The 26467-nt window shown below is 60.7% G+C and carries 22 protein-coding genes and 2 riboswitches; of the genes, 20 read left to right on the top strand and 2 right to left on the bottom strand.

Going from position 1 to position 26467, the window contains the following annotated elements; genetic code table 11:
- Positions 1-372: 372 nt before the first annotated feature.
- Positions 373-4707: a GLUG motif-containing protein gene (locus tag EH55_RS09540; RefSeq protein WP_037977154.1), complete on the bottom strand. Its 4335-nt coding sequence runs from the start codon at positions 4705-4707 to the stop codon at positions 373-375.
- Positions 4708-4870: 163 nt separating this feature from the next.
- Positions 4871-5111: riboswitch (cobalamin riboswitch) on the bottom strand.
- Positions 5112-5258: 147 nt separating this feature from the next.
- Between EH55_RS09540 and EH55_RS14460 the strand changes: the two genes are divergently transcribed.
- The 20 genes from EH55_RS14460 to EH55_RS09440 all read left to right on the top strand — a co-directional run bounded on the left by EH55_RS14460 (position 5259) and on the right by EH55_RS09440 (position 25996).
- Positions 5259-5411, top strand: coding sequence for a hypothetical protein (locus EH55_RS14460; protein ID WP_160170743.1), 153 nt, complete (start codon positions 5259-5261; stop codon positions 5409-5411).
- A 63-nt stretch (positions 5412-5474) separates the two neighbouring features.
- The gene (gene ychF, locus EH55_RS09535; RefSeq protein ID WP_037977153.1) at positions 5475-6569 is read left to right on the top strand and encodes a redox-regulated ATPase YchF; all 1095 of its coding nucleotides are present in this window, start codon (positions 5475-5477) and stop codon (positions 6567-6569) included.
- Positions 6570-6621: 52 nt separating this feature from the next.
- Complete coding sequence (locus EH55_RS09530; protein WP_037977150.1) at positions 6622-7458, top strand: M55 family metallopeptidase; 837 nt, start codon at positions 6622-6624, stop codon at positions 7456-7458.
- Positions 7455-8369: an ROK family protein gene (locus EH55_RS09525; protein WP_051682806.1), complete on the top strand. Its 915-nt coding sequence runs from the start codon at positions 7455-7457 to the stop codon at positions 8367-8369. Before EH55_RS09530 ends, EH55_RS09525 begins: the two co-directional genes overlap by 4 nt.
- Before the next feature lie 80 nt (positions 8370-8449).
- Positions 8450-8740 (top strand): hypothetical protein, encoded by a 291-nt coding sequence (locus EH55_RS09520; protein ID WP_037977148.1) that lies wholly within the window; start codon positions 8450-8452, stop codon positions 8738-8740.
- Between the two features lie 163 nt (positions 8741-8903).
- On the top strand, positions 8904-10445 hold the full coding sequence (rny, locus tag EH55_RS09515; protein ID WP_037977146.1) for a ribonuclease Y: 1542 nt from the start codon (positions 8904-8906) through the stop codon (positions 10443-10445).
- Positions 10446-10461: 16 nt separating this feature from the next.
- Positions 10462-11247, top strand: a complete 786-nt coding sequence (locus tag EH55_RS09510; RefSeq protein WP_037977144.1) for a TIGR00282 family metallophosphoesterase — start codon at positions 10462-10464, stop codon at positions 11245-11247.
- Between the two features lie 257 nt (positions 11248-11504).
- Positions 11505-12848, top strand: a complete 1344-nt coding sequence (locus EH55_RS09505) for a sodium-dependent transporter (RefSeq protein WP_037977142.1) — start codon at positions 11505-11507, stop codon at positions 12846-12848.
- 167 nt (positions 12849-13015) lie between these two features.
- A riboswitch (glycine riboswitch) is annotated at positions 13016-13111 on the top strand.
- Positions 13112-13180: 69 nt separating this feature from the next.
- Positions 13181-13639 carry a GrdX family protein gene (locus EH55_RS09500; protein ID WP_051682805.1) on the top strand — a complete coding sequence of 153 codons (459 nt, stop codon included), beginning with the start codon at positions 13181-13183 and terminating at the stop codon, positions 13637-13639.
- 19 nt (positions 13640-13658) lie between these two features.
- Positions 13659-14954, top strand: coding sequence for a glycine/sarcosine/betaine reductase component B subunit (locus EH55_RS09495; RefSeq protein ID WP_037977140.1), 1296 nt, complete (start codon positions 13659-13661; stop codon positions 14952-14954).
- 14 nt (positions 14955-14968) lie between these two features.
- Positions 14969-16276, top strand: coding sequence for a glycine reductase complex selenoprotein B (gene grdB, locus EH55_RS09490; RefSeq protein WP_081839527.1), 1308 nt, complete (start codon positions 14969-14971; stop codon positions 16274-16276).
- 209 nt (positions 16277-16485) lie between these two features.
- Positions 16486-18021 carry a glycine/sarcosine/betaine reductase complex component C subunit beta gene (gene grdC / locus EH55_RS09480; RefSeq protein WP_037977133.1) on the top strand — a complete coding sequence of 512 codons (1536 nt, stop codon included), beginning with the start codon at positions 16486-16488 and terminating at the stop codon, positions 18019-18021.
- Positions 18022-18028: 7 nt separating this feature from the next.
- Positions 18029-19192, top strand: coding sequence for a glycine/sarcosine/betaine reductase complex component C subunit alpha (gene grdD / locus EH55_RS09475; RefSeq protein WP_037977131.1), 1164 nt, complete (start codon positions 18029-18031; stop codon positions 19190-19192).
- A gap of 196 nt (positions 19193-19388) precedes the next feature.
- On the top strand, positions 19389-20225 hold the full coding sequence (locus EH55_RS09470; protein WP_328286371.1) for a phosphate ABC transporter substrate-binding protein: 837 nt from the start codon (positions 19389-19391) through the stop codon (positions 20223-20225).
- 85 nt (positions 20226-20310) lie between these two features.
- The gene (gene pstC / locus EH55_RS09465) at positions 20311-21156 is read left to right on the top strand and encodes a phosphate ABC transporter permease subunit PstC (RefSeq protein ID WP_037977390.1); all 846 of its coding nucleotides are present in this window, start codon (positions 20311-20313) and stop codon (positions 21154-21156) included.
- The gene (gene pstA / locus EH55_RS09460) at positions 21153-22016 is read left to right on the top strand and encodes a phosphate ABC transporter permease PstA (protein WP_051682804.1); all 864 of its coding nucleotides are present in this window, start codon (positions 21153-21155) and stop codon (positions 22014-22016) included. The genes pstC and pstA overlap by 4 nt, the downstream gene beginning before the upstream one ends.
- Positions 22017-22019: 3 nt before the next feature.
- Positions 22020-22814, top strand: a complete 795-nt coding sequence (gene pstB, locus EH55_RS09455; RefSeq protein ID WP_051682803.1) for a phosphate ABC transporter ATP-binding protein PstB — start codon at positions 22020-22022, stop codon at positions 22812-22814.
- A 14-nt stretch (positions 22815-22828) separates the two neighbouring features.
- Positions 22829-23527, top strand: coding sequence for a phosphate signaling complex protein PhoU (gene phoU / locus EH55_RS09450; protein WP_037977128.1), 699 nt, complete (start codon positions 22829-22831; stop codon positions 23525-23527).
- On the top strand, positions 23520-24221 hold the full coding sequence (locus tag EH55_RS09445) for a response regulator transcription factor (RefSeq protein WP_037977127.1): 702 nt from the start codon (positions 23520-23522) through the stop codon (positions 24219-24221). Before phoU ends, EH55_RS09445 begins: the two co-directional genes overlap by 8 nt.
- Positions 24218-25996, top strand: coding sequence for a HAMP domain-containing histidine kinase (locus EH55_RS09440; RefSeq protein ID WP_037977125.1), 1779 nt, complete (start codon positions 24218-24220; stop codon positions 25994-25996). The genes EH55_RS09445 and EH55_RS09440 overlap by 4 nt, the downstream gene beginning before the upstream one ends.
- Here EH55_RS09440 and EH55_RS09435 read toward each other — a convergent pair.
- Positions 25934-26434 carry a hypothetical protein gene (locus EH55_RS09435; protein ID WP_037977122.1) on the bottom strand — a complete coding sequence of 167 codons (501 nt, stop codon included), beginning with the start codon at positions 26432-26434 and terminating at the stop codon, positions 25934-25936. The two genes, EH55_RS09440 and EH55_RS09435, sit on opposite strands and share 63 nt — an antisense overlap.
- Positions 26435-26467 lie beyond the last annotated feature (33 nt).

Raw genomic sequence — 26467 nt, 5'->3', positions numbered from 1 at the left:
TATAACAAGGCGCTCCTTTGCGCCGGCTTTCGCGTGAAAGGCGCCGCGCTGCGTGCGCGGAAATTTCTCCGTATTGTGCCGAGACGGCGCCATAAAAGCGCGTCGCCGGCCGCTTCCGACGCCGGCGCTTTGTGCGGGCCCGCCCGTATGTCCGCAGGCCGGCTCTTCTACAGCTTACAGAAAGAAGCCGAAGCCAATGATCTTTTCGATAATAGAGGCGGTGAAAGATGGCGGATTCATGTCTTTCTTAGCTGTCTCATCGCGCGCGGCCCAAACTGTGGTTTTTCGCGCGGATGATATAAGAAGAGGCCGGAAAAAACCGGCCCCTTCTCGCAGAGTAAAATCTTTGCCTTCGCGCGTGCGGAGGCGGCTCTATTGACGGCGGCCGTTGCGGCCGCGCCTTCTCAGCAGGGCGGCGAAAGCGACGGGCAGCAACGCGAGCGCGCCGAATCCCGCGCTGCAGCCTCCCGAGCCGCCGGAGGACTTCTTAGACGTCTTTACGACCGCCAGCGGGTCTACTACGGAGCGTTCCGTGGAATCGACGTCGTAATCCCCTCCGTCCTTTACGTAGACGACGAGCTTGTAGCTCTTGTCCGCCTCTATGGCCTCTTCAGCCGCCATCACGCCGTCGTCCATACGCTGGAGCGTGAAGTGTCCGTCTTTGTAGTCTGCCGAGGCGGCTGCATAGGCGAAGAACGTTCCCGTTCCGTCGGGGCGCGTCTTCACGAGCCTGACCTCCTGCGGCGTATCGGCGAGCAGCCTGTCGCCGCTTATTATGAAGGCCGTAGCCGCCGTAGCGCCGGCAGTCGAAAGTTGCGCCCTGAAGAGCGGCAGCGATACCGCGCGGTCGAGCGCGACGCTGTCGTCGGAGACGGCGTCCACGATCGCCCGCTGCAAGACGGCGTCTTCCAGGTAGACGACGCCCCTCTCGTTGACCTTGAAGGAGCCCATCGAAGCGCCGAGGCTCTTTGCGACGTCGTCGAGCTGCGATGAGTTGATGCCGTTCGCCTTTACCGCCTCGACGTCGGCCGTTATCACGTCGCCGATCGGCAGGATGCTCCATATCTCCTCTCCCTCTATTACGGAAGTGGTGAGGGTGACCGACGCCGAGACGCCGCTCTCCTCGTCGGTCGCGGTGAGCTTGTATTCGCCTGACGTTCCGCCGGCGCGGCGCAGCGTCACCGTCGCGCTGCCGCCGGCGTTTTCCGTGAGGTGTACGTCTGAGTCCTGAGCGCCGCCGCCCGCCGCGGCTATCGTCCACTTTATATCGCCCTCGGCGTCCGAGGGGGTGCAGGCGGCAGTAAAGGTGCGGCTTTCGCCCTCTCTCATGGCCTCGGCGCTGCCGCCGATCATTATTTTTTCAACGGCGACCTTTTTGGAGGCGACTTTCAGTATGCCTCCCGGCGTAAGGGCGATGTCCGCGCTCTCCGCGCCGACGCCCAGCAGGCCGGTGACCGCCGCGCTTACCGGATAGAAGCCCTCTTTATCGGCGCGGACCGTTATCTTTGAGGTGCCGGCGCCTGAGAGCAGCGTAAGGCCCTCCGGGAGCGTCCATCTGTAGCGCAGCGCCGAGGCGTCCGCGGTCGGCGGATAGACCTTCGCCTCTATCTCGCGGCTCTCGCCCGTCTTTAACGTCTTGAAGCCTTCCGTGTCCAGGACGACGGCGGCCGCCGGCAGGAGCGCCGGGTCTGTTATTTTACCCTGCTCGGCGTAGCCCATCGACGGATTGCCGCCATCCGGCTGCCCCTCTTTTACCTTGAGCCAGTAGCATTCCGTGTAGCCGAATCCGAAGGCGCCGACTATGCCGCCGGTGTATTTGACGTCGCCCTCTACATAGTCGGCGGCGGAGACGCAGTATTTCGTCGTGGAGTTGAAGCCGCCCCAGATCCCGCCGGCGTCCATCGTGCTGGTGATAGAGGAGCACATGGAGACGCAGTTTTCCACATTGCCCCTGTACCAGTAGCCGAAGCCCGCTATGCCGCCCGAGTAGGCTGCTCCTACGGTCGATTTTACCGTCCCGTATGTGACGCAGTTGCGCACGAGCCCGCCGCCTACCAGAGAGGCTACCTGCCCGGCATACGAGCGCCCCTCGCCGGAGGCGTCGACGTCGCAGCTGACGACGCAGTTGCTCACCTGCCCGTCGGTCCAGCTGACGAGGCCGGCGGCGCCGGAGTCGACTTTATTGGTGACGGAGCCCTCTAAGTAGAGGTTCTGTATCGTGCCCGTCGGCAGCAGGTGTCCGAAGAGCCCGGTACAGTGGCTGCGCTGGCCGTTGGGGTCCATATTGCCGTCGGCCCCCTTCGGCATATACTCGCCGGTGGAGATGAGCATACCCGTTATCCGGTGCCCGCCGCCGTCAAAGTGTCCGGCGAAGCCGCGGAGGTTGCCGTAGGCGACCATCCAGCCTATGGGGATCCACTCTTTTTTCGCAAGATCGACGTCCACCGTCAGCGTTATGTATTTTTCTTTGAAGTCGTCGGAGCCGGCGTTGACGAGCGCCGCGAGCCCCGCGAGCGCCTCCGCGTCCGATATCCTGTAGGGGTCGTCGGCGGTGCCTTTGGCGGCGGCGGGGCCGTCGTACCAGCCCGTATCCGCCTTCCAGAAATCGGCCGCCGGAGCCTTAGCCGCCGAAAGCGTAAGAAGCAGCGCTGTCAGCACGAGGAGGGCTTTGCCCGCACGGGGCTTTTTCATAGCCGCCCTCTTCCTTTTTGTCTTTCCCGCCAGCGCCAGCGCGCAGGGCAGAAGCAGCGCTACAGCCGCAAAGCCCGAGTTGCAGCCGCCGGAGGAGCCGCCGGAGGGCGCAGAGGGCGCGGCGGTAAGCAGGATCGAGTCTTTGAGCGAGGAATCGTCTACCGCCTCTGCAGTGATGCGGTAGACGGCGCCGGGGACGTGGTTCTTCAGCGTTACGCTGGCCGCGAGGCTTGTCCCGCCAAAGGAGAGGATGATGTCGTCTGCCGCTGCGCCGTCGCCGGAGACCACTTCGTACGTCCATTTGAGCACCGGATACGACGGGATGTCGGCATCCGGCGCTATCTCCGCCGTGATGTCCGCGCTTTTGCCGGATGCGTCGAGCGATATCGCCTCGGGCGAGAGTTTGAGACCGTCGAGGTTGACGCGGCATACCGCAGCTCCGGTGGCGGGAGTATAGCTGTTTTCGCCGCCGAGCAGGCCGCCGCAGGTGAGGCTCGCCTGCGTGAAGCCGGCTTTGAGCCCCTTTATACACGCGGAAGCGCCGTCCGCCGAAAGGGAAAGTATCGAGCCGTCCTTCACGCTCCACAGGAACGTGACTTCGTCTTTGTTGCAGGCCGTCACGGGGTACACCGTTGCCGCAAGCGTGAGGGATTTGTTTTCCGTGAGGCTGACGAGCGGCACGGTGAGCACGGCGGCTGCGGGCAGCTTTGAATCCGACGCCACCGCGTCGTTGCTTATGATGCAGACTTCTCTTATGTCGGCGCTTATTTCATTATAATTTCCGGCCGCTGCTTTCGGCACTCCCTTCTTTTTGACCCAGCGGTTGTTGATTATCATGCCGCGGTTCTGATGGGGAGACCACGAGGATACGTAGTTGTAACCCGCTATCGCGCCCGCCCAGGTTTTTTCTGCGTTCGGGCTTGAAACCGAGACTGTGCAGCTGAGCGAGCTGTTTTCTATGCGGATGTTCTGTCCTGAGACGTTTACTCCGGCAAGCCCCCCCGCCGCCACGTCGTTCTGCGCGTCGTCGGCGTGCAGCTTCACCGAGCCTGTCACCGCTACGTTATTGATAGTTCCGCCGTTGTAGCCGGCTGCGCCGCCGGCGCAGTTTATCCACTGGTCGTAGCCGAAGGGCGATGTGCCGCCCGATACGTCGATGTCGGCGGAGACGGCGCAGTTCTGGATGATACAGCGTTCCGAAGAATTCTCGCCTGCAATGCCGCCGACCCTCATCGAAGCGGAGCCGTCCGTGTATCTGATGGAACCTGTAAAGACGGAATTTTCAATGGATGGGCCGACCTCGTAACATTCGTAGCTGCCGGCGATGCCGCCGATTCTTGTTTTTTTTGCTTCCTCCGCGTTTGTCGCGCCGGTTGCGATGTCGGCGCTCACGGAGCAGCTGCGGACGCTGCCACCGTAATTATAACCGACGATGCCGCCGATCGCGGCGCCGCTGAAGCCTTTGAGCGCGCCGGAAAATACGCAGTTTTCGACCGCTGCGTTTTGATCGATGCCGCCGACAACAGCCCCAAGCGAAGAGCATTTATCGCCGGAGGCGGCGACGACGCCCCTAAGGTTGATGTTTTTTACGACGGCCTGCCGGCCGCTTACCCATCCGAAGAGGCCGTAACCGTTTGACCAGCCCTGTTCGTCGAAGGGCGTTACGGTGCCGAGCCCTTCTATCGTGTGCCCGCGCCCGTCGAATACCCCCTGGAAGCTGCCGTACCCGCATCCTATAGAAGTCCACGTCCGGCCGGAGAGGTCTATATCCTTAGCCAGGCGTATCGTCTTTCCGTTGAAGTTGACCTTCGCTCCCTCCGCGTCGCCGCTGCCGACCAGCACAGAGAGCCCGGCGAGCTCCTCGGGGGTGTCTATCGCGTATTCCGACGCCTCCCTGTCGTTCTCGTACCAGGCCGTGTCCGCGCTTTCGATCCAGGCCGCCTTCTGCGCGGCGCAGGCCGGGAGCGCGGCGGACAGCGCCAGCACGAGCGTGAGAAGATAAAATCGTTTACACATTTCTCGTCCTCCTTGTATGTGAGATTTAAATTGTCCGCGGCGGAGAAGCGCAAAAGGCTCCGCCCTGGATCCGGATATAAAATACGCGGGAGGGGCTCTGACGCCTCCTCCCGCGAAAAATATATATCCGTCGGTCGGCCGCGGTGCGCCCTCTGCGCATTTGAAGCCAAAACATCCGGCGGCAGGTTTCCCGACTCTCGGCCTTCAAGCCGCGCCTTCCCATCTTTCGACAGTGGCTGGATGCGGCTCGGTCTGCGGAAGCGATCTACGCGCTCTCCGCTTGCCGATTACGGTGGCAGGGGCCGTTCCGGCTTCTCACCGGATTCCCTAACTCCGCGGATATGTCTTTATTAAGATGCTACATTGCATATCAAAACTAAACTACCACCTGCCGACAACTTTGTCAATGTTTTGAGCCGATCTGTTTTGCCTAAATCTGTTTTGATCTGTGCGGACTGCGCCCCGGCGGTGCTTTTAATGTATAATTGAAATGGCGCGGATGAGACGCTTCCCGACGGCTTCGGCGATGTATCCGCCGAGGAATCGAGTATATGCGCATAGACGTCTTGGTTTGGGCGGTGGAAGCGAAGAGCGGCATCCCGGCCGATATCCGCGAATCTGTCGAGGATATCGGCGAAAAGATAAGAGACGGCCTGATAGTTATAAAGGAGAACGGCTACCGGAGCATGAAGGACGTCGAATAGCGGCGGCGCGCCGCGGCGTAAATAAGCGAAATTGCGATAGGCGCATAAATTGGAGTGATAGCGATGCTGCATTGCGGGATAGTGGGACTGCCGCTCAGCGGAAAATCTACGGTTTATAACGTGATCACGAGGGCGGGCGCGGAGGTGAAGCCCTACGCCGGAGGCAAGACCGACCCCAACAGGGCCGTCGTCTCCGTGCCGGACAAACGTTTCGACGAGCTTGTGCGGATACACAAGCCGCGCAAGGAGACGCCGGCGCAGGTGGAATTCGTCGACCTGGCCGGGCTGTCGCGCGGCGCGGGGAAGGGAGAGGGGCTCGGCAACGCCTTTTTGTCCTTCGTCGCGGACGCCGACGCGCTGATTCAGGTGATACGCTGTTTCGCCAATCCCTCCGTCGAACACCCGGAGGGCTCTATAGACCCGCTGCGCGACTGGGACATCGTCGACGACGAGCTTATCTTCCGCGACCTCGCGGTGATCGAAAACCGCCTCTCGAAGCTGCGCGCGAAGAAGAAGCTAACGTCCGACGAAGATAAAGAAAAAAATCTGCTTGAGAAGTGCTACGACTGTCTGATGGAGGAAAAACCGCTCTCGGCCATAGATCTGAAGTCCGAAGAACGGCGGCAGCTGCGCGGCTTCGCCTTCGTCACGTCGAAGCCGCAGATCGTCCTGCTCAACCTCGACGAAAGCCAGAACGAGGAGGAGAAGATCCCGCAGTGGGACGGGCTGAAAAAGCGCGCCGACGAGCGCGGCGTGAAGCTCTGCAAGCTCTACGGCAGCTTGGAAATGGACATAATGGAGCTCGCCCCCGAGGAAGCCGCCGAATTCACTGAAGGGCTGAATATCACGGAGCCGGGGCGCGAACGCCTGATAGAAGAGGCCTACCGCCTGCTCGGGCTCGTCAGCTTTTTCACCTGCGGCCCCGACGAAGTGCGCGCGTGGACGCTGCATAAGGGAGAAAGCGCCGTTGACGCGGCCGGGACGATACATTCGGACCTTGCGCGCGGCTTCATACGCGCTCAGGTAGTAGCGTTCGACGACTACATGAGAAACAATTATTCCCTTGACGAATGCCGCAAAACGGGGACTCTGCGTCTCGAAGGGAAAGAATACGTCGTCAAGGACGGGGATATGATAGAAATCAGATTCAACGTTTAGCGCCGGACGCGGGCTTTGATTTCCCGCGCGCCGCCAAGGAGGCCTCTTTATAATGAAAATATACATCAGCTCCGATATGGAGGGCTGCACCGGCGTCGTGTCGGCCGCGCAGGCCGACCCCGGCGGTCAGGAGTATTCTTTCGGGCGCGTGATGCAGCTGCACGACCTCGACGCCGCCGTCAAAGGAGCCTTCGACGGCGGAGCGGAGCGCGTGATAGTGAACGACGCGCACGGCTCGATGACCAACGTAGACATATCGCGTTTGGGGCGCGGCGTGCGCCTCGTCTCCGGCTCGCCGAAGCTTCTCGGCATGATGGAGGAGGTCGGCGGCTGCGGCGGCGCGGTCTTCCTCGGCTATCACGCGATGGCCGGAACGGAAAAGGCCGTGCTCGACCACAGCTACGACAAGCAGACGATCTACTCTCTCTCGGTGAACGGCAGAAAAATGGGCGAAGCCGGCTTCAACGCGCTGTTGGCCGGGGTCCAGGACGTCCCGGTCATAGCGGTGAGCGGCGACTGCGCGCTCTGCATCGAGGCCGGCAGCCTCTTAGGCGAGAATGTGGAGACGATTCCCGTGAAGGAGGGGCTCGCCCACGCGGCGGCCCTCTGTCTGCCGCCGGAAGAAAGTTGCGAAAAAATCTACGCTGGCGTGAAGCGCGCCGCCGAAAAACTGAAAGCCGGCGAATTTTCCCCCTTTACGATGGAAGCGCCCTACGTCCTCGACGTGGGGCTCGCAAACACGATGCAGGCCGACGCCGCGTCGCTCGTCCCGGGCGCCGTGAGGATCGCGCCGCGCGCTCTGCGCTTTGAGACGGAGGACGCGCTCGAACTCCGCCGCGTCCTCTATTCGGTGATCGCAAGCGCTTCTGCGCAGAAGGGCGCGTTTTGATCAAGAGAATCGGCATCGACCTCGGCGGGCATACGATAAGCGGCGGAGAAGTCGATTTCAGCGGAGGGGCGCCGCGCCTCGTCTCCCCAGTGACGGTCAGGACGCCGAGCGAAAGGGATCCCCTCTCGGTGCTCCGCGCGGTCGAGGAGCTCGCGCTGATGTGGGTTTCGCGCGGCGACGAATGTTTCATCGGCATAGGAGTGCCAGGCTTCGTGAGCAAAGACCGTCTCGCGGTGCTGAAGCTGACGAACTTCAAGGGCTGCGAAGGCGCCCGCGTCGGCACGCTGATCGCGCGGGACATGCGCGCCCGCGGGATCTCTGCCGAGGTGAGGCTGGAAAACGACGCGAACTGCGCGGCGGTCGGCGAACATATCTGCGGGGCGGCCAGAGGGATGGACGACTTCGCTGTGCTCACGCTCGGCAGCGGGATAGGCGCAGGGCTTGCGGCGAACGGCAGGCTGATCCGCGGCGCGCACGGCATGGCCGGCGAATGCGGCCATATGGCTCTGTGCGGCGAAGGATTTCGCGGCTGTTTCTGCGGCGGCGCCGGGCACCTTGAGGAGGCGGCGTCGGCCGACTGGGTCGAAAGACGCGCGCTGGAGCGCGGGCTGCCGGGGGATTTCCGCGTCTTATGGGGCATGCGCGAAAAAAACGGCGACGCGCGGGCGCTTATCGAGGCCTCTCTCGACGCCCTCGCGCGCGGCATAGCCTCCATCTGCGCGGCGCTCGACCCCGAAGCCGTCATACTCAACGGCGGGATGAGCCGCGCGGAGGGGATGGCGGACGAGCTGCGCGGCCGCGCGACGAAGTACCTGCCCTCGCCTATGCGCGCCGTATTTAGACTGCTGCTCTCCGAGCTCGGAAGCAGCGCGGCGGTGATGGGCGCGGCGGCGCTGGACGGCGGGATGTGAGCGAGGCGGAGCCGGCCGTAAAAAAATCATCGCCGTAAGCGCGCCCGCAAAAATATTTGCGCTACGGAGGAGAAGACGAAATGAGAATCGTGAGGATAAAAAGCGGCGGCTCGGAGAGCGCCGCGATAGAAATCTCAAGCGGCTTTGTAAGGCTCGACGTCCTGAACGAAGAGAAGCGCACGGCGTGGCCGGAAGATTTTGAAGAGCTTGTTTACGGAGGCGAGGGCGCCGCTCTCGCGAGATGGTACGAGGCCGGCGGCGAAACGCTGCTGGAGAATATCAGCCGTAGATTCGTCGTGCCGCGCGAGAAGGCCGAGATCACCGGCGGGCCGAGCGACGTTGGCGGCGGAGGACAGCGGAACTTCGGCTGAACTTCCGCGCGTCTCCGATTTAATTATACCCCTTGTGAAATCGCCGTTTTTTTTGTAAAATAAGGCATGTTGGCATAAAATTCATTGCTTGACCATTAAATTCGATTTTACGTCTGACACTTTGCGAACCATGACAAATGAATAATGAGGTGAAAGGAAAATTATGGAATTCACAGTGGCAGTGCTGTGTGTGATCTCCGGGCTCGCAGCGGGGTCCTTTGGAGGCTACACATATCACAAGAAGAGCGAAGAGAAAAAAATACGCGGCGCTCTTTCAGAATCCGAGCGGATCATCCGGGATGCGACGAAAAAAGCCGAGAACGCGAAGCGCGATATCCTCGCCGAGGGAAAGGAAGAAGTGATACGCCTGAGGCAGGAGCTCGACCGCGACACGAAGGACCGCCGTGCAGAGCTGCAGCGTTCCGAGCGCAGACTGGAGCAGAAGGAGGAAAACCTCGACAGAAAGATCGAGAACATAAGCCGCAAGGAAGAAGATTTGAAAAACCGCAACGAACAGGTTCAGGAAAAGCTTGACAGACTTTCCACGCAGGAACAGGAACTCATCGAGAAACTTGAACAGATCGCCCAGCTCACGCGCGACGAAGCGCGCACGCAGCTCCTCTCGGAGGTGGAGGCGGAGGCCAATCATTTGATAGGGCTTCGCTTGAAGGAGCTCGAGGAGCGCGCTAAGCGCGACGCCGACCGCAAGGCGCAGGACATACTCGCTACCGCCATCCAGCGCTGTAGCGTCGATTACGCGTCCGACGCGGTCGTCAGCGTGGTGACGCTGCCGTCGGAGGAAATGAAGGGGCGCATTATCGGCCGCGAAGGGCGCAACATCAGAGCCTTTGAAACGCTCACCGGAGTGGACCTTATAGTAGACGACACGCCCGAGGCGGTGACCCTCAGCAGCTTTGACCCTGTACGCCGCGAGGTCGCGCGCCTTTCTCTTGAGAGGCTCGTCGTCGACGGGAGAATCCATCCTGCTCGCATAGAAGAGATAATAGAACGCGCCGAGAAGGATGTACAAGTGCAAATTATTGAAACCGCCGAGGAGGCGCTGCTCGAAACCGGCATAAAAAACATGCACGGAGAGCTGTCGAAGCTCATCGGACAGCTTCGTTACCGCACGAGCTATGGGCAGAACGCCCTTACGCACAGCCTTGAAGTCGCGCATCTCGCCGGCGTCATGGCCGCCGAGCTCGGGCTCGACGAACTCAAGGCGAGAAGAGCCGGCCTGCTGCACGATATAGGCAAGGCCGTGGATCACCAGATAGAGGGCCCGCACGCGAAGATCGGCGCGGACTTCGCCAAGCGCTACGGCGAAGCGCCCGACATAGTGAACGCTATCGCGTCGCATCACGAAGACGAAGAGCCTCAGACGATCTACGCGCTGCTGGTGGCCGCGGCCGACGCGGTCAGCGCGTCGCGTCCGGGAGCCCGCCGCGAGAGCCTCGACGCCTACGTGAAACGCCTCGAAAAGCTCGAAGAGGTCGCGAAGGCCTTCTCCGGCGTGAGCAAGGCGTACGCGATACAGGCGGGGCGCGAAGTGCGCGTGGCGGTCGCGCCGGAAGTCGCGGACGAAGGCGAGATGCAGAAGCTTGCCTACGATATCGCGCGTAAGATAGAAGAAGAGCTGCGCTACCCCGGGCAGATAAAGGTCACGCTTATAAAAGAGACCCGTGCGGTCGAGTACGCCAAATAGGCGCTTGAGCCGTAAGATGCGCGTGCTTTTTATAGGCGACATCATGGGGAGGCCGGGACGCGCCGCAGCGGCGTCGGAGATACCGAAGCTGCGCGACGAATATGGCGGCTTCGATTTTGTTATAGCGAACGGCGAAAACAGCGCCGGGGGCTTCGGCCTGACCGAAAAGGTCATGAACGAGCTTTTCGGTGCGGGAATCGATATCCTGACGAACGGCAACCACGTTTGGGACAAAAAAGATTTCGTCCCTCTGCTCGATTCCGAGAAACGGTTGCTGCGCCCCGCCAATCATCCCGCAGGAACGTGCGGCCGCGGACATGCCGTTTATGAGAAAAACGGAGAGAAGCTGGCGGTCCTCTGTCTTCAGGGGCGTACCTTCATGCCTCCGCTCGACTGCCCCTTCAGGACTGCGGATAAAATAATCTCAGAGTGTCCCGTGCCGGCGGTCTTTGTCGACATACACGCCGAAGCTACATCAGAAAAGCGCGCGCTCGCCCTCTATCTCGACGGCAGGGCGTCGGCGGTGATAGGGACCCATACCCACGTGCAGACTGCGGACGAAGAAATACTTAGGGGGGGCACGGCCTTTTTGTCCGACGCGGGAATGACCGGCGGCCACGCCGGCGTCATAGGGATGACGGCCGATTCCGTGCTGCCTAAGTTCCTGCTGGGCACTCCGTGCAAATTCGAGGTCTGCGAAGAAGACGTGAGATTTCAGGGAGCGGTGGTGGAAATAGATTCGGAAACGGGCCGTTCGCTGAACATCAAGCGTGTAAACAGAAGCGTTATAAAAAATCATTAATAAACCGCGCGCATTTGAATCATGCGCGCGGTTTATTGTCGCTTTTGGAACGGATAAAAGCGTTTTTAGCAATAAAAAACAAAACACGTTTCGTTGGGAACAGGTATAAGTTATCGCTAAACCATAAAATAAAGATATAAAATAAATTTATCTGACATTTGTTCGGCCGAGCCTTTTGTGTTATAAAGGCGGCGCTGAAATGAAACGGCTTATATTTCAAGTTCAAATGTAGGCAAAATCTGAGAGGAGTGGACTTTGTGGCAGGCAACAACGGAAACAGAGAACAGTGGGGCAGCAAATTCGGCTTTATAATGGCGGCCGCCGGCTCCGCCGTCGGTCTGGGAAACATTTGGCGCTTCCCGTATATCACGGGCAAGTACGGCGGGGGGGCCTTCGTCCTTGTTTACCTTATTATCGTAACGGTAATAGGTTCCTCGCTCATGCTTGCGGAATTCGCGCTGGGGCGCAGGGCGAAGCTTGACTCGGTAGGCGCCTTCAGGAAGCTCGGCGGAGGCGCGTGGCCGATAGTGGGCTGGATGGGCTTTTTCTGCGGCTTTGTCATTCTTTCGTATTATGCCGTCATAGCCGGGTGGACGCTCGCGTACATGTTCAAATCGTTCGGCGGGCTGATGGACGCCGCGGCGGCCGGCAAGGCGGCTGACGCCTTCGGCGCGTTCGTATCCGATCCCGTGCAGGCGATAGCTTATCATGCAGCTGTCATGGCGATGGTCGTCGCCGTCGTCTGCCGTGGAATCAGCGCCGGCATCGAAAAGAGCTGCAAGGTCCTCATGCCCGCGCTCTTTTTGATACTCATCCTGCTTATCGTGCGCGCGGTGACTCTCCCCGGCGCGCTGGAAGGGCTTGAGTTCTACCTGCTGCCGGACTTGTCCAAGCTTTCCGGGGAGGGCGTCCTCTCAGCGGTCGGCCAGGGCTTCTATTCGCTCTCCCTGGCGATGGGCATAATAATCACCTACGGAAGCTATCTCGGCAAGGAGGAGTACATGCCGAAGGTCACGGGCACGATAGTGCTCCTTGACACCGCGGTCGCCGTCATGGCCGGGCTCATCATCTTCCCGGCGGTATTCGCCTTCGGCGTCGACGCCGGCGCGGGCCCGGGGCTTACCTTCGTGACTCTGCCGATAGTATTCTCAAAGATGCCGATGGGCGCGTTCTTCTCCTTCGCCTTCTTCGCGCTTCTCTTCATAGCCGCCATCACCTCGGCTTTCTCGCTCTTTGAAGTCGTCGTCACCTTCGCTATCGACGAAATCGGCTGGCCGCGCCTCAAGTCGTCGCTCATAATGGGGCTTGCGGTGACGATTCTTGGAATCCCCTCCGCCCTTTCGGTCGGCGGGCACTTCCCGCAGATCTGCGGCAAGGACTTCCTCGACGCTATGGACTTCATCACGAACAACGCCGTCATGCCCGTCTGCGGCATCCTGACATCTTTCTTTGTCGGCTGGCTCTGGACGAAGGGCGCGAAGGAAGAAGTCACGAACAACGGGACGCGCGATTTTCCCCTCTACACGGCGTGGCTTTGGGTCTGCCGCATAGTGGTGCCGATCAGCGTGGCGCTCATATTCGTCAACGGGCTTAAATGGTAAATCAAAGCTTGTTTGTGCTTTAAGATAAAAAAAGCACCCCTTTTTTATAAAAGGGGCGCTTTTTTTATGCTGTATTATAAAAATGTTGTGATCTAGGAAATTTTTATTCGCAGGCTGATTAAATTCGATTGACATAAAAATCACCTTTGGTATACTAAGGGCACTGGATGACGGCGGCAAGAGAGACCCGCGCAAAGGCGCGGGCGCCGAAGGGGCAAGACCGCGCGGTTGAAACTCTCAGGCATAAGGATTGGCGCTCGACAGTGCTCTGGACACGTCATAAACGATGGGGACGAAAACAGAGGATATTAGCCGAAAGAAGGCGATGTCCAATGAGTTCGTCCCTATTTTCTTATCTGTGCGTTTCAAACAATCCGAATCTGAACGGCTGTGTGCGCTCGCTCGAGTACCTTGACGGCAGCGCGCTCGACGTGCTTTACGAGGGACGGGACCTGATTCATCTCGGCTGGAAGCTGCTGGCAAATCCGCTTTACGGAAATTTCAAGCCGAACCAGCAGCCGTACCGCTCCCTGATCCTGAGGAACGACGCGGCGGAAGGCGCCTCCCTCGACGTGGAATCCCTCAGCCTCATCGAGAACGCGATCTGCGTATTCAAGAGCTCCCCGAAGCTGGTAAGGCCCGGCGAGCTTCCGGAACAGATCGACAGCGATTTCCGCTATCTCGATTTCGTTCTGCTGGAAGAGACCTTTCATCAGTATTCGGTCCTCTCGCCCCCTGGGAATCGTCCCGGCGCGGCGGAGAGCGGGGACAAAAGCGCAAGTTCTCAATAATCGATAAAGGAGGATCATCATGAAACTTGAACTGCAGAAGGCAAAAGTCAAAGACATAGCGTGGGGCGCAAAAACGGCGCTGCTCGCGGACGGCACGCTTCAGATATGCAGGGAGGAGTTCCTTGCCGCGGCGGCGGACGGCGCTCATTTCAAAACGCTCGGCGCGGAGCTCGCCCGTCCGGGCGAGAGCGTCCGCATCTGCCCCGTGAAGGACGTCATCGAACCGCGCTACAAAACGGAAGGGCCGGGGCAGGTATTTCCCGGAATGGTGAGCGGGGTCGAGACCGTCGGCAGCGGAAAGACCTTCGTGCTCGACGGAGCCGCGGTAGTGACATGCGGACGCATCGTCGGCTTCCAGGAGGGCATAGTCGACATGGGAGGAGAGGGCGCCAAGTACACTCCCTTCTCAAAGACGATGAACGCCGTGCTGGTATTCGAACCTGTCGAAGGGCTCGAAGCGCACGAGTATGAAAAGGCCTGCCGCATGGCCGGCTTCCGGGCCGCGCTGTACGTGGCGAAGGCCGTCTGGGAGGCGGGCGCGCCCGCAGTGGAGACGCAGAGCTTCGAGCTGCCGCCGTTCGCCGAAGCGATGAAGGCCTATCCGGAGCTTCCGAAGGTCGCGTACATTTACATGCTTCAGACGCAGGGGCTGCTTCACGACACCTACGTCTACGGCGTCGACGCAAAGAGAATCATCCCCTCGCTGATCCATCCCAACGAGACGATGGACGGCGCCATCGTTTCAGGCAACTGCGTCTCGGCCTGCGACAAAAACAGCAGCTACGTGCATCAGAACAATCCCGTCATCCGCAGCCTGTATGCGCGCCACGGCAAGGACATCAACTTCGTCGGCGTGATAATCACGAATGAAAACGTCACGCTCGCCGACAAGCAGAGGAGCTCCTCCTACGCGGTGAAGCTCGCGTCGATGCTCGGCGTCGACGGCGTGGTCATCAGCGAGGAAGGCTTCGGCAACCCAGACGCCGACCTTATCATGAACTGCCGCAAGGCGGAGCAGGCCGGCATCAAAACGGCGCTGATAACGGACGAATACGCGGGGCGCGACGGCGCGAGCCAGTCGCTCGCGGACGCCGCGAAGGAAGCGGACGCGGTCGTTACGGCGGGCAACGCGAACATGATAGTCGTGCTGCCTCCGATGGAAAAGCTGATCGGCTTTCCCGATTACACCGACGTCATCGCCGGCGGCTTCGACGGCTCGCTGAAGGCGGACGGCTCGATCGAAGTCGAGCTGCAGGCTGTCACGGGCGCGACGTGCGAGCTCGGCTTCTGCACGCTGAGCGCAAAGACCTGGTAGGAGGGCTGAAGACCATGACAAAGAAGAGAATCGTACACTACATAAACCAGTTCTTCGCAGGCATCGGCGGCGAAGAAAAGGCCGACGTCGAGCCCGAAGCGCGCAAAGGCGCCGTAGGCCCGGGGCTGGCTTTCAGCAGGGAGTTCGGAGAGAAGGCCGAGATAGTCGGCACGGTCATCTGCGGTGACACATATTACGCGGAGAATATCGAGCGGGCGACGGACGAAATATTGAAACTCATCGCCTCCTTCGAGCCCGACGCTGTCGTCACGGGCCCGGCGTTCAACGCCGGACGCTACGGCACGGCGGCCGGCGGGGTGGCCGACGCCGTGCAGAAGAAGCTCGGCATTCCCGCCGTATCGGGCATGTACGAGGAAAACCCCGGCGCCGATATGTTCAGGAAAGCCGTCTTCATCGTCCCGACCGCGGACAACGCCCGCGGCATCAAAACGGCGGTCCCGGCGATGGCGAAGCTCGTCCTCAGGCTGATCGAGACGAAGGGCGACCCCGGCTCGCCGGAGGAGGGCGGCTACATGCCGCGCGGCGTCCGCGTGAACTTCTTCCGCGAGAGCTGCGGAGCCGAGCGCGCCGTGGAAATGCTCGTGAAAAAATTGAAGGGCGAGGCGTTTGAAACGGAGTATCCGATGCCGAGCTTCGACCGCGTGGCGCCGGGCGCTCCCGTCCAGGATATGAAGAACGCGACGATCGCGCTCGTGACGTCGGGCGGCATAGTGCCGAAGGGCAACCCCGACCACATCGAGGCGTCGAGCGCGATGAAATTCGGCACCTACGGCATAGAAGGCGTAATGAGCGCCGATCCCGAGCATTACGCTACGGCGCACGGCGGCTACGACCCGACCTACGCGAATGCGGACCCGAACCGCGTCCTGCCGGTAGACGTGATGCGCGAAATGGAAAAAGAGGGCGTATTCAAGAAGCTCTACGGGAGCTTCTCGACGACTGTCGGCAACGGCACCTCGATCGCCAACGCGAAGAAATTCGGCACGGCAATCGGCGCGAAGCTGAAGGAAGACGGAGTCGACGCCGTGATACTCACCTCCACCTGAGGAACCTGCACTCGTTGCGGCGCAACGATGGTAAAGGCTATCGAATCTTACGGAATCCCCGTCGTGCATATCTGCACGATAGTCCCGATCTCGCAGACCGTGGGTGCGAACCGCATCGTCCCGGCTGTCGCGATACCCTATCCTCTGGGAGACCCGGCCAAGACGCCGGAGGAGGAAAAAAAGATAAGGCGCGCGATACTCGAAAAGGCGATAAAGGCCCTTCAGACGCCGATCAGCGAACAGACTGTATTTTAAACGGAAAAAGGGCGGCAAAACCGCCCTTTTTTATATTGCGGCACAGTGCATAAAGATAAAAAACATTCACTCTTATTCGCTTGCACAAAGACCTAAGGCTTTGCTAAAATTATAATCTTAAAACAATCTGGAAAAATGTCAAAAGGAAAACAAAGCCCGAAAGGGCTCGAAAATACAGGCGACTACAAAATTTACAGGAGGAATTTGAAATGCCAAACGCAGCGGTCAAAGCGGCAGCCTATTCATTGAACCATACACCGGAGCTCGCCCTCTGGTACGGCAACACGCCCTACGTCGAAAGGTTGACGCATCCCGATTCTGAATTCCTGAGGGATCTCCCGAAATTCCAGCAGAACTACCATGAGGCGGCCAGCTACGCTCCGAACCAGACGTACATCGGCGCGATGGAGATCGAAGACTTTGAAAAGCGCGAAAAGCCCTGGTACAAAAACCTTGAGCCGCAGGAGCGGCGCTACGGCAGATACGGCGAGATCATGCCGGAGGACGAGACGATCGCCTTCATGGATATATGCGACGTCTTCGACCTCATCTGGCTGGAAAAGGGCTTCGCCGCGTCGATTAGGGAAAAGCTTGCGAAGCATCCGCTGATGCGCGACGACATCATAGCACGCCTTGAAGCGGGGCACGAGGCGGCCGACATAGAAGACGAGATCAAAACGGCGGCGGCACTTCCGCTTTACGTCGACGACAGGGTCATAGGCTGCGCGAGGCGCGGCCACGAGGTCGACCCCAACCTCACGGCCTACGAGCTGCTCGTCAACATCGCGAACAAGGCCAGCGCGGTGCTCTCGCTGCTGCACCTTATCAAAAACGCCGGCATGAAGCCCGAGGACGTCGACTTCGTGGTCGAGTGCTCGGAAGAGGCGGCGGGCGACATGAACCAGCGCGGCGGCGGCAACTTCGCCAAAGCCATCGCGGAGATCGCCGGCTGCGCCAACGCGTCGGGCTGCGACGTGCGCGGCTTCTGCGCCGGCCCCGTCAACGCGATAATCGCGGCCGCCTCGATGGTCGCGGCCGGCGCGCACAAAAACGTCGCGGTCGTGGCGGGCGGCGCCATCCCCAAGCTTTATATGAACGCGCGCGACCACGTCAAAAAGGAACTTCCGGCGCTTGAGAACTGCATCGGCTCCTTCGGCGTCCTCGTCGTGCCGGAGGACGGCGCGTTACCGGTGATTCGCCTTGACGCGATCGGCAAGCACACCGTGGGCGCCGGCGCGTCGCCGCAGACGGTGACGACTGTGCTCACCTACGACCCTTTAAAAAAGGTCGGACTCACCTTTGCAGACGTGGATAAATTCTCTCCGGAGCTCCACAACCCGGAGATCACGCTTCCGGCCGGAGCAGGCGATGTGCCGACGGCGAACTTCAAGATGATAGCGGCTCTCGCCGTTATGAAGAAAGCCATAGAGAAGGCCGATATGGTCAATTTCACAAAGGAGCACGGCATGACGGGCTTCGTGCACACACAGGGGCACATCCCTTCGGGAGTCCCCTTCATCGGACACGCGGCCGACGCGATAAACGCCGGCAAAATGACGCGCGCGATGATAATAGGCAAGGGGAGCCTCTTTCTCGGGCGCCTGACGAACTTGGCGGACGGCGCCTCCTTCCTCATCGAGAAGCCGCAGCCCAAAAAGGAAGAGGCAGCCGTCGGCAGGGAAGAGATCCGCGCGATGATACTCGAGAGCCTCGGAGAACTCGCGGCCGGCCTCAAAAGCAGGTGAAGCGGCAATGGCGGACAATAAAACTGTAAAAGCGCTGATAGGCGAGATACTCGGCGAGATAATAGAGGAAGCCAAAGAGGGCGGCGGCAGAAAGACGAAGGTCGGCCTCATGGCTTACGGCAGCGAGCTGGGAGCGGAAGAGCTCTGCCGCGGCGCGCGACTTGCGATGCAGGACGATCCGACGGTCAAGGTATTCTGTATCGGCCCGCGGCTCGCCGGCTTCGAAGATCTGAACTGGATAGAGACGGAGCCCGACGAACACGCGGTATCGGCCGCGATGGAAAAAGCGTTGAGCGACGGCGTGATAGAGGGGGCGGTAGCCCTCCACTACCCCTTCCCCGTCGGCGTTACGACTATAGGGAAAATCTTCACGCCGGGCAGGGGCAAGCCTTGCTTCGTGGCCTCCTCCACGGGCACGGCGTCCCCGCTCAGGACCGAGGCCATGCTTCGCAACGCGATCTACGGGATCGCCGTTGCGAAATCGGCCGGGGTCACCGATCCGAAGGTCGGAGTGCTGAACCTCGACGGAGCGCAGACGGTGCTGCGAGCGCTGCAGAAGCTGAAGGAAAGCGGCTATGAGATCAGCTTCGCCGACAGCATCAGAAAGGGCGGCGGCGCGATATTCCGCGGCAATGACCTCCTGGCAGGGGCCGGTGACGTCTGCGTCGCGGACACGCTTACCGGCAACGTGTTGATGAAGCTCTTCGGCGCGTGGACTACGGGCGGCGACTACGAGGCGATGGGCTGGGGCTACGGCCCGTCGGCCGGCGAGGGGTGGAACAGGGTCATATCCATCATCTCGCGCGCCTCCGGCGCCCCAGTCGTCGCGGGCGCCCTTTCGCTGAACGCCCGCGCCGCGAAGAGCGGACTCCCCGCGATAGTGGCGAAGGAGCTCCAAGCGGCCAGGGCGGCGGGGCTCGACGAGCTGATTGAGGCGATGCAGCCTAAGCAGGCCGCGGCCGAAGAAGATGTGAAGGCCCCGCCTTCAGAGCCGACGGACGAAGAGATTCACGGCATCGACGTCCTCGAGATAGAAAACGCCGTCAAGGCGCTCTGGAAGGCCGACGTCTACGCCGAATCTTCGATGGGCTGCACCGGCCCCGTCATCAAGTTCGCCAAGAGGAACGAAGAAAAGGTCAAAGAAGTCTTAAAGGCGGCGAGTTACCTCTGATTCACGCTAAAATCTGGGGGCGCACCGCCCGAAAATGGAGCGGCGCTTACGCCCCTAAGAGGAGCAGTCCGGCAAGCTCGCCGGGCTGCTCCTTTTTCGAGCCGCCGCGCTGTTACGTTACCGTTACGTCCGCTGAACACAGCCGTAACGATAAACGTCTATACTCCTAAGCAAGATGAAATTAGGAGGAATAGAAATGGAAATGAAGAAAATGGCAATGGCCGCGATGGCGGCCGCGGCGATATCTGTGGCCTCGATTGCGTCGGCGGGACAGGTAGTGATGGACGGCTCGACGACGGTGCTCCCATTCGGGCAGGCGGCGGTCGAGCGGTATATGAAGCAGCACTCTGGAGCAAAGTTCTCCGTCTCCGGCACAGGCACGGGTAACGGCTTTAAATCCCTCGCCGAAGGCAGCGCGCAGATAGCGAACGCCTCGCGTTTCATCAAAGACTCGGAGGTTCAAAACTGTCTAGCGAAAAAAGTTTATCCGGTGCCCTTCGCGGTCGCGCTCGACTGCATAGTGCCGATAGTACATAAGGACAACCCGGTGAAGGGGCTGACGCTTGCGCAGCTCAAAAATATTTACTCCGGCGGCATAACGAACTGGAAGGAAGTCGGGGGAAAGGACGCGCCGATCGTCGTGGTCGGCCGCGACACGAGCTCCGGCACATACGGCACGTGGCAAGAAATGGTGATGGACCGGGGGGACAAAACGCGCGTGACGCCGAAGGCGCAGATCGCCTCTTCAAGCGGCGCTATGCTGGCCTCCGTCAGCGAGAATAAAAACGCGATAGGCTACGAGGGCATGGGCTACGTCAACAAGAGCGTCAAGGGGCTGGCGGTCGACGGCGCTGCGGCGACGTCTGCTGGCGCCCGCAGCGGGAAATACCCGCTCTCGCGCTTCCTTTACATGTTCACGAACGGCTGGCCGCAGGACGACGTACTGGACTTTCTGCTCTTCATGCAAAGCGACGAGGGGCAACGGATAGTAAATGCTTCAGGATTTGTTTCACTGCGTGAGCTCGGAAAGTAGGTGCCCCATCCTGACGCCTACTAAGACGGGCGCCGTGCAGGCCGAAGGGGCGCCAAGCCCCTTCGGCGGCGGAAGCGACAGGGTGATGAGGCGCGTGGTCTTCGCCGCAGCCTCGGCCGGTATACTGATAATGGCGTTCATCCTCATCTTCTTAGCCGCGAACGGCCTGCCGGTGCTGCGCGAGGCGCCTCTTGAACAGATACTTTTTTCGACCGAATGGTACCCCACGGAGGAGCCGCCTGCCTTTGGCATGGCGGCCCTTATAGCCGGGACCCTTTCCGTTACGCTGCTCTCATGCCTGCTCGCCGTCCCCGCCGCGCTCGCGCTCGGAGTTTTTACTTCGGAGGCTGCGCCGCGCCGGGCGAGGGATTTCTTCAAGCTTATGCTCGAGCTGCTGAGCTTCCTGCCGTCGATAGTGTTGGGCTTCATCGGGATGACCGTGGTGGCCCCGTGGATGCAGGAGTCGCTCGGCGCCGCGAGCGGGCTGAATCTGCTGAACGCTTCACTGATGCTCGGATTTTTGATGATCCCGCAGGTCGCGTCGCTGACCGACGAAGCGCTCGCGTCGGTGCCACGGGATCTGCGCGACGCTTCCTATGCGCTCGGCGCCACGAGGACGGAGACGGTTCTGAAGGTCGTTTTCCCTGCCGCGGCGCGCGGGATAAGCGCGGCGGTGCTGCTGGGCGTGATGCGCGCGCTGGGCGAGACGATGGTGGTGCTTATGGCGGCGGGCGGCGCGGCGGTGCTGCCCTCGCTTCTGACCGACCCAGTGCGGCCTCTCACTTCGACGATCGCGGCGGAGATGGGCGAGACGCCGTTCGGAAGCGCGCACTACCATGCGCTCTTCTTCGCGGGGCTCCTTCTTCTGCTGATGACCCTCGCGCTGAATATCGTGTCGATGCGTCTGGAGAGAAAAGGAATGGTGAAATGAATAGGACTTTTATGCGCAGATGCGGTGACCGCGCGGCGAATATCTTTCTTTTCTGCGTCGCGTTCGCCCTGGCGGCGGCCACCGCGGCAGTCGCCTTCTTCATTATAAAAAAGGGGGCCGGCGCGCTGTCGTGGGAATTCCTCAGCGAGCCGCCGCGCGACGGGATGATGTCCGGCGGAGTTTTCACGCCCTTAGTCGGGACGGTGCAGCTCGTGCTTCTTTCGACTGGCATCGCGCTGCCGATAGGCGTGACGACAGGGCTTTACTTCGCCGAGTACGCCGGGGATTCGCGCGCGCTCTCTCTGATGAGGGTCGCGATACGCTCGCTTGCCGGGGTGCCCTCTGTGATCTTCGGCCTCTTTGGCCTCTCGCTCTTCGTCGTATTCATGGGCTTCGGCTCTTGTCTGCTGTCGGCGTCGTTGACCCTTGCGTGCCTTTCGCTGCCCTTGATAGTCACCGCGTCGGAGCAGGCCTTCCTCGCGGTGCCGCAGGATTACCGCGACGCGTCGTACGCCCTTGGCGCGACGAAGTGCCAGACTATTTTCAAGATAGTGCTGCCGAGCGCGGCGCCTACGATCATCACCGGCGCGATACTCGCGGTCGGCCGCGCTGCCGGGGAAACCGCGCCGATAATGTTCACCGGCGCCGCCTTCTTCGCACCGGAAGCCGCTAAGGGACTCTTCTCTCAGGTGATGGCGCTTCCCTATCACATTTACGTGCTCGCTACCTCGGCGACGAACCGCGAGGCGGCGGAGCCGATAGAGTACGGCGCGATAGTCGTGCTCATGGCTCTCGTCCTCGGCAGCTGCGCAGTGGCCGCGGCCGCGCGGGCGAAGCTCTTGGAAAGGAGCGGCAGATAGCAGATGGAAGAATTCTCGGAAAAAACATGCGAAGCCGCCGTAGCCCCGGTCAAGATATCGACGCGTGGGCTCAACCTCAGCTACGGCGACAGGCCTGCGCTCAAAGATATCAGCTTCGACATGGCGGAGAAAAACGTCACCGCGTTCATCGGCCCGTCGGGCTGCGGCAAGAGCACCTATCTGCGCTGCCTGAACAGGATGAACGACTTTATACCATCGGTAAAGATCAGCGGTATAATTGAGATAGACGGCGAAAATATATTGTCGCGCGAATTCGACGTGATAGCGCTGCGGCGAAGGGTGGGCATGGTTTTTCAGAAGCCGAACCCATTTCCGATGTCCGTCTACGACAACGTCGCGTACGGGCCGCGGCTGAATGGGGTGAAGGATAGGGAACGACTCGACGGGATCGTCGAAAAGAGCCTGCGCGGCGCGGCGCTTTGGGATGAGGTGTGCGACAAGCTTAGGAGCCCCGGGACGGGGCTTTCCGGCGGACAGCAGCAACGCCTCTGTATAGCGCGTGCCATCGCTACCCAGCCTGAAGTGCTTTTGATGGATGAGCCGACGTCGGCGCTCGATCCCATGTCGACCGCGCGCATAGAGGAGCTCATTCGCGAGCTGAAAAGGGATTACACGGTCGTCATCGTGACGCACAACATGCAGCAGGCCGCGCGCATATCCGACTGCACGGCTTTCTTCCTGCTAGGCGAGCTCGTGGAATACGGCGGGACCACGAAAATGTTCACCTCGCCGTGCGACGGGCGCACCGAAGATTACATCGCCGGCAGATTCGGCTAAGCGGAGGATGGGAAATGGACGCTGTAAACGCAAGAAAAAGAATAGATAAAGAGCTTTCGGAGATAAAGGCGGATGTCTACCGCATGAGCGCGCTGGCGTCGGAGTCTCTGGAACGTGCGGTCTACGCTCTGAAGAAGCGCGACGCCGACGCCGCGAAAAAAGTTATCAGCGACGGCGACCTCACTGACGCGCTCGAAGAAAAGATAGACGCCCGCTGCCTGGAGTTCGCGGCGCGCTACCAGCCCCTCGGGGAGGATCTGCGCGCCGTCGTCAGTATGATGCATATCGCCGTAGACCTTGAAAGGATAGGGGATTACGGTGAAAATATAGCTAAGGCCTTCCTGTCGGCCCCGGACGTCCCGCTGCTGAAGCCGCTGATAGACATCCCGCGGATGGTGTGGGTAATAAAAGAGATGTTGGGGATTTCGATGAGGGCGATGGACGCGAGGGATCCGGAAGCGGCTTTGCGCGTCTTCCCGATGGACGACGAAGTCGACGACCTCGACAGGCAGATAACGCGCGAGCTTCTTCTTATGATAATGGAGAAGCCGGAGAGGATTGAGCGCTCCTTCAGCATTATGGGCATCTCGCGGACGCTCGAACGGGCCGGCGACCACGCGACCAACGTCGCTGAGCGCGTCTATTACATGTACAGCGGGCGTACCGTGAAGGCCGGCGCGTACCGCAGAAAAGAGGGAAGCGTAGATGGATGAGAGGATACTCGTCGTCGACGACGAGGAGAGCCTTGTCGAGTTCGTCTGCCGCGCGCTTCGGCAGCGCGGCTATAAGACCCTTTCCGCCTACGACGGCGACGCGGCGCTCTCCATGATCTGCGACGAGCGCCCAGATCTTGTTATACTCGACCTGATGCTGCCGATGATGGACGGCTGGGAGGTCTGCCGCCGCGCCAAGGGGGACGCCGGGCTTAAGGACATCCCGATACTGATGCTTACGGCGCGCTCGTCGCCGGAGGACGCCGTTCAGGGGTTGGACCTCGGTGCCGACGACTACATGAGAAAACCCTTCCCGCTGGAAGAACTGATCGCCCGCGTGCGCGCGCTGCTGCGCCGCGCCAGCGGAAAGGGCGAAAGCGCGCGGACGATAGAGGACGGGGAATTGAAAATAGATACAGAGGAAAAGGAAGTACGCTTTCGCGGCGCCGCGCTCGACTTGAGCCCCACGGAATATTCGATACTCGAGCTGCTCGCCGGACGCATCGGGCATATCGTCTCCCGCGAAGAGCTGCTCCGCAGAATCTGGGGCGTCTCCAGCTGCGACACGCGCACCGTCGACGTGCATCTTTCACGCCTGCGTAAAAAGCTCGACGACGGGAAAACTCCGAAGCTCTCAGTGCAGACGCTGCGCGGACGCGGCAGCCGCCTCGTCTGGGAGGAGGGGGAGCGATGAGGCGGACGCTGTCGCTGAGGAAGAAAATAGCGATACTGATGAGCGCCGCGGTCTGCGCGACGGCTCTGGCTGCGTGGTGCATCGTTTACGGCACGGAGCGCTCCGACCGCGTCGCGGAGACGAACGCCATGTTGTCGCGCAATATAAACCTTATCGCCAAAGAGGTCGAGAAGGGCGGCGAAGCTGCACTGCGCGAAGCGGCCGAACGGTGGACGGAGCTTTATCCCGACGGGCGCCTAACTGCTGTGGACGCCGGCGGGCGCGTGCTGCTCGATACTAAGGCCGACGCCGCGAAGATGGAGAACCACTACATGCGCGGCGAGATAATAGCGGCCTTTACGGAGGGCGAGGCGTCTGAGACGCGCTACAGCGTGACCCAGAAGGCGTGGCAGATATACGCTGCGAAGAGGATGCTTATGCCCGGAGCGGGCGGCGCCTGCGTCGTTCGCCTCTCCTATCCCTTCGACAAGCTATCGGGGCTCGTAAGGAAGGTCGTCCGTCCCTTTGCGAAATATTTCCTGCTGGCGTTGCTGCTGGTGTGGGGCGCAACCTGCTGGTTGCTGCGCGTGATCATGGAGCCTTTAGACAGGCTCTCTCGCTCCGCTAAAATGATAGCGATCGGCGAGGACGTAAAATTCCCCGTCAACGACTGCGAGGAGCTGAGCGCGCTCGCGCGTTCGCTGAACTCTATGCGGGAAAGCCTTAAGGAGAAGGGCGAAGAGACGCGCCAGCGGAAGGAAGAGCTCTCCCAGCTCGTCGGGGCCCTGCCCATAGGCGTGATACTGATCGACGCGGAGAAAAAGATCCGCTATATAAACGGCGAGGCTGAGCGCATCTGTGGGGTAAAAGAGACACCGAAAGAGGGCGACCAGGCCGAAGCCGTGCTGCAACAGCCCGATGTCTGCGACATGTTCGGCGGGCCGGACGCAAGCAGGCGCCTTTCGATATTGAAAGAGGGGTATCCGCTGAGCGTGGAGGCGACGACGCTGTCACTTCCGCGCGGAAGGCTGGTGATGCTCCAAGATATGACGGAGAGCGCGCGTCTTGAAGAGGCCCGCCGCGAATTCCTCGTGGACGCGGGACACGAATTCCAGACTCCGCTGGCGATAATCCGTGCCGGACTTGAACTGCTCGCGTCGTCGCCTCTGATGGAAAAGGCGGAAAACGCCGAGGACGCCGCGACGATAAAGAGCGTGATAAGCCAGCAGGAGCGGATAAGCTCGCTGGTCGACGACCTGCTGCTGCTTTCGCGGCTCGAAGCCGAGCCGCTGCGCGTCGGCATTGATGAGGTCGAACTCTCCGCGCTGTTCTCGGAGGTGAGGGATGAGCTTCTCGAACTGCCGCGGCAGAAGGAGACGGAAGTAACGATAGATGCGCCGAAGGAGGGCGCGTTCGCTAAGGGCGTGCGCCAAGACTTGCGCCGCGCCCTCTCCAATCTGATGGAGAACGCTTTGAAATACAGCCAGGCCGCAGCGGCCGAAAAGGCTGAAATAAGGGTGCGTATAGGGGATGCGGGCGACAAGTGGCGCATAACAGTCGACGACAACGGCCCGGGAATCGCGGACAACGAAAAAGAAGTAATCTTCGAACGCTTCAGGCGTGGAGACAGCCACCGCGCGAGGAAAGACAAAAAATGCGGCGGCTACGGCCTAGGCCTGTCGATAGCACGCCGCGTCGCGGAAAGGCACGGTGGAACGCTTACAGTGGAGAAATCAGAACTCGGCGGTGCCTGCTTCGTTCTGACGCTGCCCAAGGAGAAGGTCGACGACGCCTGACGCGTCGGCAGCCTCGCCGCTGAAGCCGTCGATCAGGGAGTTCCCGCGGAGTATATATACGCGCCAGACGAAGCCGCAGTCGCCGGGGCGGAAAAGTATCTTCGCCGACGTGATGCCGCGCCGCCAGCCGCGCGCGTTGTCGGGCACCGCGGCCTCCTCCGCTAAGGCCTCAGCGACCGCCCTGCTCAGCTTGGCTTCGAGCCTTCTGCATTCAGGGGGAAGCTCAAGCAGCGGCAGAATCTCCGGCGCCTTTTCGAGCAGGGAAGCCCTGCCGCTTGCCGCGTCGACCGCGACCGTCACCGGCGTGAGTTTCAAGCCGAAGAAAATCCCGCGCAGCATGACATTCGCGCCGAAGAGGTAGACGGGCGACAGTATCGCTTTATCGCCGCAGTTCAGCGCCGTTTTCATCGGAAGGAAACCCTCCGGCCTGTCGCCCATCCTTTCACCTCTTCACTTTTATTTTTTCACCGC

The organism is Synergistes jonesii, assembly GCF_000712295.1.
Classification (GTDB): domain Bacteria; phylum Synergistota; class Synergistia; order Synergistales; family Synergistaceae; genus Synergistes; species Synergistes jonesii.
This window is presented reverse-complemented; position numbering and strand designations above follow the sequence as displayed.